The organism is Luteimonas mephitis DSM 12574, from assembly GCF_000422305.1.
In the GTDB taxonomy this organism is placed as follows: domain Bacteria; phylum Pseudomonadota; class Gammaproteobacteria; order Xanthomonadales; family Xanthomonadaceae; genus Luteimonas; species Luteimonas mephitis.
In genome coordinates this window covers 477958-490926 of record NZ_AULN01000013.1, presented here as the reverse complement: position 1 = coordinate 490926, position 12969 = coordinate 477958, and the positions used below count along the sequence as shown (strand labels likewise).

At 68.5% G+C, this 12969-nt stretch carries 11 protein-coding genes; all 11 read right to left on the bottom strand.

Annotated elements, in window-relative coordinates; all coding sequences use genetic code 11:
- Positions 1-65: 65 nt before the first annotated feature.
- Positions 66-1631 (bottom strand): F0F1 ATP synthase subunit alpha, encoded by a 1566-nt coding sequence (gene atpA / locus H570_RS0104775; protein ID WP_027079746.1) that lies wholly within the window; start codon positions 1629-1631, stop codon positions 66-68.
- 82 nt (positions 1632-1713) lie between these two features.
- Positions 1714-2241 (bottom strand): F0F1 ATP synthase subunit delta, encoded by a 528-nt coding sequence (locus H570_RS0104770; protein ID WP_027079745.1) that lies wholly within the window; start codon positions 2239-2241, stop codon positions 1714-1716.
- Positions 2242-2244: 3 nt separating this feature from the next.
- Positions 2245-2730, bottom strand: coding sequence for a F0F1 ATP synthase subunit B (locus H570_RS0104765; RefSeq protein ID WP_027079744.1), 486 nt, complete (start codon positions 2728-2730; stop codon positions 2245-2247).
- Positions 2731-2802: 72 nt separating this feature from the next.
- Positions 2803-3078, bottom strand: a complete 276-nt coding sequence (atpE, locus tag H570_RS0104760; RefSeq protein ID WP_027079743.1) for a F0F1 ATP synthase subunit C — start codon at positions 3076-3078, stop codon at positions 2803-2805.
- A 73-nt stretch (positions 3079-3151) separates the two neighbouring features.
- The gene (gene atpB / locus H570_RS0104755) at positions 3152-4033 is read right to left on the bottom strand and encodes a F0F1 ATP synthase subunit A (RefSeq protein WP_342664538.1); all 882 of its coding nucleotides are present in this window, start codon (positions 4031-4033) and stop codon (positions 3152-3154) included.
- 4 nt (positions 4034-4037) lie between these two features.
- Positions 4038-4424, bottom strand: a complete 387-nt coding sequence (locus H570_RS19340; protein ID WP_051176116.1) for a hypothetical protein — start codon at positions 4422-4424, stop codon at positions 4038-4040.
- A gap of 381 nt (positions 4425-4805) precedes the next feature.
- Positions 4806-6728, bottom strand: coding sequence for an N-acetylmuramoyl-L-alanine amidase (locus H570_RS18095; RefSeq protein ID WP_027079741.1), 1923 nt, complete (start codon positions 6726-6728; stop codon positions 4806-4808).
- A 675-nt stretch (positions 6729-7403) separates the two neighbouring features.
- On the bottom strand, positions 7404-9260 hold the full coding sequence (lpdA, locus tag H570_RS0104740) for a dihydrolipoyl dehydrogenase (protein WP_027079740.1): 1857 nt from the start codon (positions 9258-9260) through the stop codon (positions 7404-7406).
- 4 nt (positions 9261-9264) lie between these two features.
- Positions 9265-10449 carry a mechanosensitive ion channel family protein gene (locus tag H570_RS16430; RefSeq protein ID WP_156899838.1) on the bottom strand — a complete coding sequence of 395 codons (1185 nt, stop codon included), beginning with the start codon at positions 10447-10449 and terminating at the stop codon, positions 9265-9267.
- Positions 10450-10459: 10 nt separating this feature from the next.
- Positions 10460-12013 carry a dihydrolipoyllysine-residue acetyltransferase gene (gene aceF / locus H570_RS0104730; protein ID WP_425411546.1) on the bottom strand — a complete coding sequence of 518 codons (1554 nt, stop codon included), beginning with the start codon at positions 12011-12013 and terminating at the stop codon, positions 10460-10462.
- Position 12014: 1 nt separating this feature from the next.
- Entirely contained in the window at positions 12015-12773 is a 759-nt protein-coding gene (locus H570_RS19335) for a DUF2884 family protein (RefSeq protein WP_027079738.1), read from the bottom strand.
- Positions 12774-12969 lie beyond the last annotated feature (196 nt).

The following is a 12969-nucleotide window of genomic DNA, read 5'->3' as shown; positions in this document are numbered from 1 at the left end:
ATTCCTGCCCGTCACGTTGCCCTGCTGTTACGAATCCCTAGTTCCGAATCCCTGACCCCGCTGGCTCAGAACGAGCCAGTGGCCTTGAAATCCTCGATGCCCTTCTTGAAACCGGCCTCGATGGCGTCGTTCCAGTCGCCGCTGTCGTTGATCTGCTTGAGCAGGTCGCCGGCGGTGTTGGCGAAATGGGCGTGCAGGGCTTCCTCGAACGCACCGATCTTGCTGACCGGCACCTCGTCCATGTAGCCCTTGTCGACCGCGTAGATCGACAGCGCCTGCTCGGCCACCGACATCGGCGCGTACTGCTTCTGCTTCATCAGCTCGGTGACGCGCTGGCCGCGCTCGAGCTGCTTGCGGGTGGCCTCGTCCAGGTCGGACGCGAACTGCGCGAACGCGGCGAGCTCGCGGTACTGGGCGAGCGCGATGCGGATGCCGCCCGACAGCTTCTTCATGATCTTGGTCTGGGCCGCGCCGCCGACGCGCGACACCGAGATGCCGGCGTTCACGGCCGGGCGGATGCCGGCGTTGAACAGGTCGGTCTCGAGGAAGATCTGGCCGTCGGTGATCGAGATCACGTTGGTCGGCACGAACGCCGAAACGTCGCCGGCCTGGGTCTCGATGATCGGCAGCGCGGTCAGCGAACCGGTCTTGCCCTTGACCGCGCCGTTGGTGAACTTCTCGACGTAGTCCTCGTTGACGCGCGCGGCGCGCTCGAGCAGGCGGCTGTGCAGGTAGAACACGTCGCCCGGATACGCTTCGCGGCCCGGCGGGCGGCGCAGCAGCAGCGAGATCTGGCGGTAGGCCACGGCCTGCTTGGACAGGTCGTCGTAGATGATCAGCGCGTCTTCGCCGCGGTCGCGGTAGAACTCGCCCATCGTGCAGCCGGAGTACGGCGCGATGTACTGCATCGCGGCCGATTCGGCGGCGGCGGCGGCAACCACGATGGTGTGCGCCATCGCGCCGTGCTCTTCAAGCTTGCGCACGACGTTGGCGATCGAGCTGTTCTTCTGGCCGATGGCGACGTAGATGCACTTAACGCCGGTGCCCTTCTGGTTGATGATCGCGTCGATCGCGACCGCGGTCTTGCCGGTCTGGCGGTCGCCGATGATCAGCTCGCGCTGGCCGCGGCCGATCGGGATCATCGAGTCGATCGCCTTGTAGCCGGTCTGCACCGGCTGCGACACGCTCTTGCGCGCGATCACGCCCGGGGCGATGGTTTCCACCGGCGCGGTCTGCGCGGCATTGATCGGGCCCTTGCCGTCGATCGGCTCGCCCAGCGCGTTGACCACGCGGCCGAGCAGCTCGGGACCGGTCGGCACTTCGAGGATGCGACCGGTGGTCTTGGCCACGTCGCCTTCGCGCAGGTGCTCGTAGTCGCCCAGGACCACGGCACCGACCGAGTCGCGCTCCAGGTTCAGCGCGAGCGCGTAGGTCTCCGCGCCGCTTTCGGAGGCGGGCAGCTGGATCATTTCGCCCTGCATCACGTCGGCCAGGCCGTAGATGCGCACGATGCCGTCGGACACGCTGGTCACGGTGCCTTCGTTGCGCGCCTCGGCGCTGAGCTTGACCTTCTCGATGCGGGTCTTGATCAGTTCGCTGATTTCGGACGGGTTGAGCGTGGTGGTTGCCATTGCTGTTTCCTGTAGGGCGGGCCCAGGCCCGCCATCACGGTTTGCATTGCGGCGGGCCAACGGGGCCCGCCCACGATTCGAATCAACTTGCGAGAGCGGCCTGCAGGCGTTCGAGCTTGCCCTTGAGCGAGCCGTCGATGACCACGTCGCCGGCGTCGATCACCGCGCCGCCGATCAGCGATGCGTCGACCGCCGACTCGACCTCGACCTCACGGCCGAAGCGCTTCTTCAGCGCGGCCTTGATGGTGTCGAGCTCGCCGGCCGGAAGCGCCGTCGCCGACGTCACCCGCGCCTTGACCACGCGCTCGGCCTCGGCGCGCAGGTCCTCGTACAGGCCGGCGATTTCCGGCAGCAGCACGAGGCGGCGGTTGTCCGCCAGCAGCGCGAGGAAGTCACCGAACAGCGGCGGCGCGCCGTCAGGGGACAGCAGCGCCACCGCATCGGCGTCGGCCAGCCGCGGGTTGCCGAGCAGGCCGGCGACCTGCGGGTCGGCCGCCACGCGCGCGGCGAAGCCGAGCGCGCCGGACCAGTCCGCGAACCTGCCTTCGTCGCGCGCGATGGAGAACGCGGCGCGGGCGTAGGGACGGGCGAGGGTGAGGGCCTGGCTCATCGATCAGGCCGCTTCGGACGACAGCTGGGCGGCGAGCTCGTCGAGCAGCACCTTGTGGGCGCTGGCGTCGATCTCGCGGTGCAGCAGCTTCTCGGCGCCGGTCACCGCCAGAGCGGACACCTGCTTGCGCAGGTCCTCGCGGGCGCGGTTGGACGCAGCGGCGATCTCGCTTTCGGCCAGCGCCTTCTGGCGCGTGCCCTCGGCGACCGCCTCGGTCTTGGCCGCATCGACGATCTGGTTGGCGCGCTGGTGGGCCTGCTCGATGATCTCGTTGGCCTTGGCGCGGGCCTGCTTCAACTCTTCGTTGATCTGGTCCTGCGCCTGGGCCAGCGCCTTCTGGCTGTTGTCAGCCGCGGCGAGGCCTTCCGCGATCTTCTGCTGGCGCTCTTCGATGGCCGCGATGATGTACGGCCAGCCGAATTTCATCACCAGCCAGGCGACCGCGAAGAACGCGATGCCCTGAATGATCAAAGTGAGGTTGGGTAGCATGGTGCTGTGCTCCTGGTGCCGGCGGCCTTGCCGCCGGCTGTGCCTGAATCGCTTGCCTGGTCAGCGCGGCGGTCAGCCGGCGATCGAACCCAGCAGCGGGTTGGCGAACAGCAGCAGCAACGCGATGGCGACGCCGATCATCGGCACGGCGTCGAGCAGGCCGGCGACGATGAACATCTTGGTCTGCAGCATCGGGGTCAGCTCCGGCTGGCGCGCCGAACCTTCGAGGAACTTGCCACCGAGGATGGCGAAACCGATCGCGGTGCCGAGGGCGCCGAGGCCGATCAGGAGGCCGGCTGCGATGACGGTGAACTTCAGCACTTCAGCATTGAGGACTGCGATATCCATGGTGTACTCCGGTTGGATCGTTTGACTGTTGCGTCAGGTGGATGGGAAAAACGTAAGCGGTGGCGCCGCCGGCTCAGTGGCTCTCTGCCGACATGCTGAGGTAGACGATGGTCAGCATCATGAAGATGAAGGCCTGCAGGGTGATGATCAGCACGTGGAACGCGGTCCATGCGAAGCCCGAGATGAACTGCATGATGCCCATGGCGTAGGTGCTGACATGCAGCAGCGACGAGTTCAGCGTCATCAGCGCGATCAGCACGAAGATCAGTTCGCCGGCGTACATGTTGCCGAACAGTCGCAGCGACAGGCTCAGCGGGCGCACGCCCTCCTCGATCAGCCGCAGCAGCAGGTTGGCCGGGGCCAGCAGGATCTTCATCAGCGTGCCTTCGGCGTGGAACGGCGCGGTGAAGATTTCCTTGGTGAAGCCGCCGACGCCCTTGTGGCTGATGCCGAACACCTGGATCAGCAGGAACACGGCGATCGACAGGCCGAACGTGGTGTTCAGGTCGGCGGTGGGCACGGCGCGCAGGTAGGCGTGCGCGGGGTCGTGGCCGGCGGCGATGTAGCCGTTGGCCCAGGCCCACGGCAGCAGGTCGACCGGCAGCATGTCCAGGAAGTTCATCAGGAACACGAGCAGGAAGATGGTGATCGACAGCGGCGCGATCAGCTTGCTGCGGCCGTGGAAGGTCTCGCGTACCAGCCCGTCGACGAAACCGACGATGATCTCGACGAAGGCCTGGAACTTGCCCGGCACCCCCGAGGTGGCGCGACGCGCGGTCAGCACGAAGGTGGCCACGAACAGCACCGACAGCACCGCGGTGAAGAACAGCGTGTCCACGTTCAGCGTCATGAACTGGCTGTCGCCCACGCTCACCTGCAGGTGCTGCAGGTGGTGGTTGATGTACTCGGTGGATCCGCCGGTTTCGGCGGCCGGGCCGTTGTTTTCAGCGATCACGCGTTCAACCCTTGCTGTGTACGTCTTGCTTGAGGAAATTGAGTGCCAGCAGGTAGGCCAGCAATCCCGCCACCAGTCCCGCCAGCATCGGCAGCGGCGGCAAGCGCCAGGTCGCCAATGCAGTCGCGAGTACCACGATCGCGACCAACCACTTGCCCATCGCAGCCAGCAGCAGCCTGCCGAATGCGACCGGTGCCGGGACGATGCCGCCCAGCGCCACGACGGCGGAAAGCGCATTGCCCAGCACCAGTGCGAGCCCCCCCACCCCCACTGCCAGCGCCTCGCGCACGTCCCGCGCGAGGAAGGCTGCTGCCAGCAGCGCGACGGCCAGTCCCTGGACGGCCACCGCGCGCAGCGCTGCCCGGCGACCGGCGGCGATGGGATCGTGCACGCGAATCACCTGTTCAGCTTGTGGGACTTGCCGCGGAGGGCCGCATGATCTGCCCTGTGCAAATCCCTCCTGCGAAGCCGCAGAAGTATAGCAGGGGCCGGATTTGGGCGGCAACCGCCGGAAGCCCCGATTCGGCGGCTTCCACGCGTGCGTCCCGGCCTGCCGGACCCGCCCGGCCGAAGGAACCTTTCGCGGCGGGCAGGGTCAATGATCGCGAGGCCTGTGTCCCCATTCCTCGTCGGATCCGCTGCAGGCCCCGAAGCCCCGGTTCTCTCCATGGCCGGGGCTTCCTTTTGCCCGCTTTCGCGGCCCGGCTCCGGACTCACGGACCAGTGCCGGGAGACCGCCGGCGCCCCGTCGTCGGGGCGCCGGCGTTGCCACTCAGTTGCGCAGCTGCACGTCGTCCACGTAGGCGTTGACGGTGTAGCTGGTGTTGGCGTGCAGGAACCAGATCGCGTCGAGCTTCACCGTCGACGCGGTGATCGCGCCGTTGCTGTTGCCGGCCCAGGCGTTCCACTGCGCTGCGTCGGACAGCTTCCATTCCACGTAGGTCCACTTGTTGGCGGGGACCGCCTTGGATGTCGAGCGCTCGGTGCCGTCGCTGTCGTCGATGCCGACCGCCACGCTCATGCCGCTGCCGGCGACGAACACCCAGAACCCGACCCGGCCGTTGCGCGACAGCGCGGTGTTGCTGCCGGGGTTGCCGCTGCCCGAGAGCAGGCGCACCGCCCACGAGGCCGACGAGGACGTGTTGTCCACCAGCCGCACCTGCAGCGAGCACGAACCGCCGTGGCGGATGCTGCAGTTGCGCGCAGCGGTGGATGCGGTGGAGATGCCGGTGGTGCTGCCCGAGTACGCCGGGCTGGTCACGAAGTGGCCGACGCTGCTCTCGAAGCTGTCGAGAATCTTGGTCGTGCCGCCGGAGCCGGGGTTGATCAGGCCGTAGTACTTCGACCAGTTCCAGTACTTGCCCGGGTCGGTGTGCGAGTTGTCGGTGAGGTTCTGGTGGCCGAGGATGTCGTAGCTCGAGTCGCTCAGGTCAGCCGACGTGTAGGTCTTCATCGCCCGGGTGCAGACGATGCCGGCGTAGCGCGCGCACGACTGGCGCGTGATCGCCGCCGAGGCGTTGTACATCGCGGTGGTGTACCAGTCGGGGTTGCTGATGTAGCCCTCGTGCTCGATGCCGATCGAGTGCGGGTTGTGCGAACGCACGTGCCAGGCCTTCTGGCTTTCGCGCACCATCTGCGTGACCTGGCCGTCGGAGCTGCGGATCAGGTAGTGCGCGCTGACCCCGGCGCTGGCCTTCTGGAACCACGAGATCGAACCGGCGTAACTGCCCTGCATGGTGTGGATGGCGACCTCGCGCACCGCCGTGCCGCCGCGCGAGGAATAGTTGGGCGATGTCACCCAGCGCGCGCCGGGGAAGTCCACCGTCGCCAGCGACTGGACGCTGCCTGCGCCTGCGATGCCGTTTCCTGCGACCGCGTTGCCCGCGGCCTGCCGCGTGACCAGCTGTTCGGAGCGCGGATCGATCGCGAACGCTTCGGCTTCCACCGTGTCCCGATCCAGGTCCAGCCGTACCAGCGGCGCGTTCAACCTGGCCAGCGTGTCCGCGGGGAATGCCCGTTCCCACTGCACCGCGCGCTCGGGCACGCGGATGCCGTTGTCGTTGACCCCGCGATCCATGCCCAGCAGCACGTCGAACGCGAAGCTCTCGCGGGCATACGCATCCACGGCGCCGACGGTGGCTCCTGGGCTTTCGCCGAAGCCGGCGTAGCGCTGCAGCGCCTGCGCCAGGGCTTCGTCGTCACGCGCGCTGCCGCGCAGTTCGCGATCGAGCAACACCGCCGCGGCAAGGATGTTGGTGGACGGGCTGTGCTTGACCTGTTCGGGCGTGGTGCCCAGCAGCGCGGCGGCTTCGCCCACCTGGTCGGCGAAACCATCGCCGGCATACAGGCCCATCACGCCCCAGGCGCGCGGCATGTCGCCATGCGTCGGCTCGCCGTTGCGATCGGGCCGCAGCTGGTGCCAACGGCTCTGGCTGTACGCCAGCGCTTCGAGCGCGCCGGCGGGAATGCGCGGATAGCGCGCGTAGGCGGCACGGAACATCGCCGGATAGTACGACCGCTCGGCTTGCAGGCGTTTTTCCTGCGCCTGCAGGCTCCGTGCGAAATCGCCGGTGGCACCGGTTTCGGCCAGCGCCCTGGCTTCGTCGGCCGTCGTGCCGTGGGCGTCGCCCGCGACCGCTGTCGTGCTGACCGTCGCGCAGGCCAATGCCAACGCCGTCCAGATCACATGCTTCATCTAGCTCTCTCCCTGGATATCCCCTGTACCGACTGGATACCGGCCGCGGCGACATCGCGGCATCTGGGGCAAACCCGTGGCTGCCCGGCGCGCGTCACAGTTCGATGCGCCGGCCGTGCTGCGCGGCCGCGCGATCGGGTTGCGTGACTGCACAGTCCTGGGAGAAGGAAAGGTTCTTCTTCGACTCAAGATAAGGCGCTGCAGTCGGGAGGCGGGTGGCGCCGGCTGCGAGCGCCCCTGGATGCGAATGTCCTCCGGCGCCGGCCGACGGCCGACGCCTCCCCCTTGATTTCGCATCCAGGGGCGCTCGCACCCGCGTTCCAGCTTGCACCGTGGTTCTGCAAGCAAGCGCAAGACAGGGTTCCCGCTTTCCGGCAAGCCTTCGATCCTGCCGGCCGCGTCGCGACCCGTCAGGTCACGGCAACGCGTGCAATCGGGCAGGAAACAGGAGCCACGCCAGGGCAACGCGGGTCGAGCCGCCCTTGCTCGCCGTTTCCACGAAGGCCGGAGCGCTCTTCACCAGCTGAAGGGCCGATCAACCCAGCGGCCTTGTCTTTCAACGGGCTGGTGCCGTTGGATCTTCGCCTTTGCGGAAATGACGACGCTTGTCCAGCGTCGCTGCAGGGCAGTGAAAGAAAGCCCCCGACAATGCGGGGGCTTCTTTGGAAGCTGCGATCACTTCTTCTTCGGGATATACAGGTCGGTGATGGTGCCGTCGTAGACTTCGGCCGCCATGCCCACCGACTCGCTGAGGGTCGGGTGCGGATGGATGGTGTGGCCGATGTCGGCGACCTCGCAGCCCATCTCGATCGCGAGCGCCGCCTCGGCGATCAGGTCGCCGGCGTGCACGCCGACGATGCCGGCACCGATGATGCGCTGCGTGGCCTCGTCGAACACCAGCTTGGTGAAGCCCTCGGTCCGGCCCAGGCCGATCGCGCGGCCCGAGGCGGCCCACGGGAACTTGCCCACGCCCACCTTCAGCCCCTTGGCCTTCGCCTCGGTTTCGGTGACGCCGACCCAGGCGATCTCCGGATCGGTGTAGGCCACGCTCGGGATCACCCGCGCCACCCACTCCCTTTTTTCTCCCGCCGCGACTTCCGCCGCGAGCTTGCCCTCGTGCGTCGCCTTGTGCGCCAGCATCGGCTGACCGACGAGGTCGCCGATGGCGAAGATGTGCGGCACGTTGGTGCGCATCTGCGCGTCGACCTCGATGAAGCCGCGCCCGGTGACGCGCACGCCGGCCTTCTGTGCGTCGAGCTTGTCGCCGTTGGGCACCCGCCCGACCGCGACCAGCACGCGGTCGAAGGTCTTGGTATCAGGAATGCTCTTGCCGTCGAAGCTGCAGGCAATGCCGGCCTTGCCCGCCTTGGCCTCGACCACCTTGGTCTCCAGGTGCACGGCCACGCCCTGCTTCTTCAGGCGGTCGGCGAGCGGCCTGACCAGGTCGGGATCGGCGCCGGGCATCAGCTGCGTGGCCAGTTCGACCACCGTGACCTCGCTGCCGAGCGCCTTGTACACCGTCGCCATTTCCAGGCCGATGATGCCGCCGCCAACGACCAGCAGCTTCTTCGGAACGTCGGCCAGTTCGAGCGCATCGGTCGAGTCCATGATCCGCGGGTCGTCCCACGGGAAGCCGGGCAGCTTCATCGCCTGCGAACCGGCGGCGATGATGCACTGCCCGAACTTCAGCAGCTGCGTCTTGCCGTCGTCGCCGGCGAGCTCGATCTCGTTGGCGGACACGAACTTCGCGTGCCCGGTCGCCACCCGCACCTTGCGCTGCTTCGACATCGCGGCCAGGCCGCCGGTCAGCTGGCCGACCACCTTGTCCTTGTAGCCGCGCAGCTTGTCGAGCGCGATCTTCGGCTTGCCGAAGTCGACGCCGTAGTCGGTCGCGTGCCGCGCCTCGTCGATCACCGCCGCCGCGTGCAGCAGCGCCTTGGATGGAATGCAGCCGACGTTGAGGCAGACGCCGCCGAGCTTCGGGTAGCGTTCGATCATCACCGTGTCGAGGCCGAGGTCGGCGGCGCGGAACGCGGCCGTGTAGCCGCCGGGGCCGGCGCCGAGCACGACGACGGCGCATTCGATGTCGGGCTTGCGACCGGTGGCTGCCGCGGCCTGCGGGGCCGGCGCGGCGTTGCCGCCGGCCTTTTCGCTTGCGGGCGAGGGCCCGGCTTCCGTAGCCGCACCCTCGCCCGGCACGCTGCGCGCACTTCCCCCTGCCGCTGGCGGGATCGGTGCCTGTTTCGCATTCGCCGAAGCCTCGGGGGAAGGACTTGCATCGGCGCCCGCGGCGTCCTGCGTTTCCACCACCGCCACCACGCTGCCTTCCGACAGCGCGTCGCCGAGTTTCACGCGCAACTCCTTCACCACGCCCGCCACCGGCGACGGCACTTCCATCGTCGCCTTGGCCGACTCCAGCGTCACCAGCCCCTGGTCCCTGGCAATCGTGTCGCCGACCGCGACCAGCACCTCGATCACCGGCACGTCGTCGAATCCGCCGATATCGGGAACCTTCACTTCGAGCGTCGCCATGTCGTTACTCCTCGTGGGACTGGCGGCCGTGCGCGTGGCCGGCCTTGGATTGTGGGGAAAGGGCCGCTTCACGTTCGGCCTGCAGGCGCATCGCCTCGTCTTCGGCGATGCGGCGCTGGGTGTCTTCGGAGGCATCGTTGCCGGCCAATGCCAGGCGCTCGGCGGGAGCCACCGCCTCGGGCCCGGTGGCGACGGGCTCGGGCTCGACGCGTTCGTGCAGCAGGCGCTGCATCGCGCGCTCGCCTTCCAGGCCGAAGGCCGAGCGCATGCGCAGGTCGCGCTGCGGCACCGGCACCTCGATGCCGTGCTCCTTCAGCGAGCTGTCCAGCTCCCACAGGTAGGCGGCCTGGATCGCAACGTTGCGCCGCGCCGCGGCACCGGTCAGCCACACCACCAGCAGGAACTCCACGCCGCTCTCGCCGTAGTTCACCAGCCACACCTGCGGACGCTGCTCGCCCTCGATGGCGAGCGTGAACGGCACCCGCGCTGCGGCTTCCAGCGCGGCCTTCTTGACCAGTTCCTTGTCGACGCCGAATGCGACCCGAAATGGCACCCGGATGCGGCGGTTGACGCTGCGGTGGGTCCAGTTGACGACGCGGCCGTTGACGAACTCGGAGTTCGGCACCAGCACGCCGATGTTGTCGTTGGTGATGATGCGGGTGGCGCGGATGTTGATCGCGTGCACGGTGCCGCGGGTGTCGTTGTCGAGCTCGACAAAGTCGCCGACCTTCAGCGATCGGTCGAACAGCAGCACCAGGCCCGCGATGAAGTTGCCGAAGATCGCCTGCAGGCCGAAGCCCAGGCCCACGCCCACCGCGCTGGCGAACAGCGCGAACTTGCCCAGCGATATCCCGGCAAAGTCCATGGCCAGCAGGATGCCGGCGAGCAGCAGGACGTAGTGGATCAGACGCGACACCGCGTACAGCGCGGCCCGGTTCACGCCTTCGTGGCGATCGCCGAACCGGCGCACCGCGCGTCGCACCAGGGCGGAAACCAGCCAGGTCAGCCCGATCACCAGCACCGCGGCGATCAGCCCGCCGACGGTGACGTCCAGGCCGGAGGTGCGCAGCAGGTGGAAGTCGAGCACCGTGCCCAGGTCGTTCCAGCCGCGGTCCACTGCGGCGCCGGCCGCGTCGCGCACCCGCTCGCCGGCGGTGCCGGGTGCAGCCTGGGCGACCATCGCCAGCATCGGCCAGCGCCTACAGCAGCGCGCGCCGCATGTCGCCGAGCAGCTGCGCCAGGTACGCGGTGAAGCGCGCCGCGGCCGCGCCGTCGATGACGCGGTGGTCGTAGGACAGCGACAGCGGCAGGATCAGCCGCGGCTCGAATTCCTTGCCGTTCCAGACCGGCTTCATCGCCGACTTCGACACGCCGAGGATCGCCACTTCCGGCGCGTTGACGATCGGGGTGAACGCGGTGCCGCCGATGCCGCCCAGCGAACTGATCGAAAAGCAGCCGCCGCTCATCTCGGCCGGGCCGAGCTTGCCTTCGCGCGCCTTCGACGCCAGCTCGCCGGTCTCGCGCGCGATCTCCAGCACGCCCTTGCGGTCGCAGTCGCGCACCACCGGCACCACCAGCCCGTTGGGCGTGTCGGCGGCGAAGCCGATGTGGAAGTACTTCTTCAGCGTGAGGTTCTCGCCGCCGGCGTCGAGCGAGGCGTTGAATTCCGGGTACTTCTGCAGCGCGGTCACGCTGGCCTTCATCAGGAAGGCGAGCATGGTGAGCTTGACCCCCGCCCCGCTCTTGTCCGCGGCCGCTTCCTTGTTGAGCGCGACGCGCAGCGCTTCGAGCCCGGTGACGTCGGCATCGTCGTGCTGGGTGACGTGCGGGATCATCGCCCAGTTGCGGGCGAGGTTGGCGCCGGAGATCTTCCTGATCTTCGACAGCGGCTTGACCTCGATCTCGCCGAAGCGGGAGAAATCCACCTTCGGCCACGGCAGCAGGTCCAGGCCACCGCCGCCCGCGACCGCCGCGCCGCCGGCCAGCGCGCCCTTGACGAACTGCTGCACGTCGTCCTTCGTGATGCGGCCGCCGCGCGCACTGCCCTGCACACGCGCAAGGTCCACGCCGAGCTCGCGCGCGAACAGGCGCACCGCCGGGCTGGCGTAGGGCACCTTGTCCGGCATCAGGCCATCGGCGTCGAGCCGGCGCGCAGGCGTCGGCACCGCGTCGCCCGACTTGGCCACGTCGCCGCGCGCGATGTTGTCGCGCTGTGCGGCGACGGCCACCGGCTCGACCTTGGCCGCGGTTTCGGTGGTGCGATTGGCGGGCGGCGCGGCGGCCTTCGTTGCTTCGGGCGGCGCGGCCGGTTCTGCTGCCGCTGCGGGCTTTGCGGCGGCCTCGTCGGCGGCCTCGATCATCGCCACGACCGCGCCTTCGGACAGAGTGTCGCCGATCTTGACCTTGAGTTCCCTGACCACGCCGGCGAACGGCGATGGCACTTCCATCGTGGCCTTGGCCGATTCCAGCGTCACCAGCCCCTGGTCCAAGGCGATCGTGTCGCCGACCGCGACCAGCACCTCGATCACCGGCACGTCGTCGAAGCCGCCGATGTCGGGGACTCGTGCTTCCTTCAGTTCGGCCATGTGACGCTCCGGGGGATGCCAGGGAACGGCCATTGTCGCCCGCTGGGCGGTCAGCGCCAACTCCGCGGCACGCGGGGCGCCCGGAAAAAGTGCGCCCTCCGTGGGGGCACGGAGGGCGCGGTGCCCACGCCGCAGGGGAGAAAACGGCGTGAACGCGAGCTCTGGCAGCTCAGTGCGCGGGCCTGGCGTGATCCTTGACCTCGACCCGCAGCAGCTCCAGCCGCTGGCCTTCGTGGCGGTACTCAAGCGCGTTGTCGATCCGGTCCAGCGACTGCATCGCGCGACACAGCGTTTCGGCATTGCGCTCGAGGGCGCTGGCGCGCGGTTCGACCACCGCTTCGATGCGGGCATCGAGGTTGTCCAGCTGCTCCAGCTGCGCGGTATCGCCGCTCAGCGCGGCACGCAGCGCCCCGCCGACGATGTCGCCGACCACGCGCGGGACCACGCCGGACACCGCCTCGCCGATGCCCTTGCCCAGTTCGGCGCTGTTGAAGCGGGTGGCGCTGACCGATCGCGCCAGGTTGCGCTCGAGTTCGGCGCGCGCCTGCTTGAGCTTCGCCTCGGTCGCCGCCGGGTCGCGGCTGAATCCCTTGGCCACCTCGCCCAGCGTGGTGAACGCGATGGTCGCGGCGTCGCTTGCGATCTGCGCGGCCAGCGGCATCGTTGCCCGGGCCTCGCGCTCGTAGGCGATGAGGCGGTCGCGGTCGGCGGCGCCGACGTCGACCCACTTGTTGTCGATGAACAGCCGCCCCTGGCGCATCAGCACCGTCCTGGGCACGCCGTCCTTGCGCGTCAGGACGACGCTCTTGTGGGTCAGCGCGAAGTCGTAGTCGCTGTGCACGTCGCAGTCGACGCTGACGTTGCTCGCGCGGGCCATCGCGCCAGTGGAGGCGAGCAGCAGCACACACCACAGTGACGCGATCCGCATCTTTCTTCCCCGAATCCGGCTTGCGTTCAGTTTGGCCCGGCGAGCGTCGCGCGACGCGTGCCGGTGGAGGGAGTGACCTTCGTCATGCGACGGCGCGTTTGGGTGCTTGCTCGCTTAATCAGGCGTCAAAGTTCCCTGAACGCCGCCAGCGCGAACAAGCGGGGTTCATGCGCACGTCGCCAGGATGTCCATGCCC

Coding starts and splice junctions, on each gene's coding strand:
- atpA (WP_027079746.1), bottom strand. CDS start 1,631: ATGGCAACCACCACGCTCAACCCGTCCGAAATCAGCGAACTGATCAAG.
- H570_RS0104770 (WP_027079745.1), bottom strand. CDS start 2,241: ATGAGCCAGGCCCTCACCCTCGCCCGTCCCTACGCCCGCGCCGCGTTC.
- H570_RS0104765 (WP_027079744.1), bottom strand. CDS start 2,730: ATGCTACCCAACCTCACTTTGATCATTCAGGGCATCGCGTTCTTCGCG.
- atpE (WP_027079743.1), bottom strand. CDS start 3,078: ATGGATATCGCAGTCCTCAATGCTGAAGTGCTGAAGTTCACCGTCATC.
- H570_RS18095 (WP_027079741.1), bottom strand. CDS start 6,728: ATGAAGCATGTGATCTGGACGGCGTTGGCATTGGCCTGCGCGACGGTC.
- lpdA (WP_027079740.1), bottom strand. CDS start 9,260: ATGGCGACGCTCGAAGTGAAGGTTCCCGATATCGGCGGATTCGACGAC.
- H570_RS16430 (WP_156899838.1), bottom strand. CDS start 10,449: ATGCTGGCGATGGTCGCCCAGGCTGCACCCGGCACCGCCGGCGAGCGG.
- H570_RS19335 (WP_027079738.1), bottom strand. CDS start 12,773: ATGCGGATCGCGTCACTGTGGTGTGTGCTGCTGCTCGCCTCCACTGGC.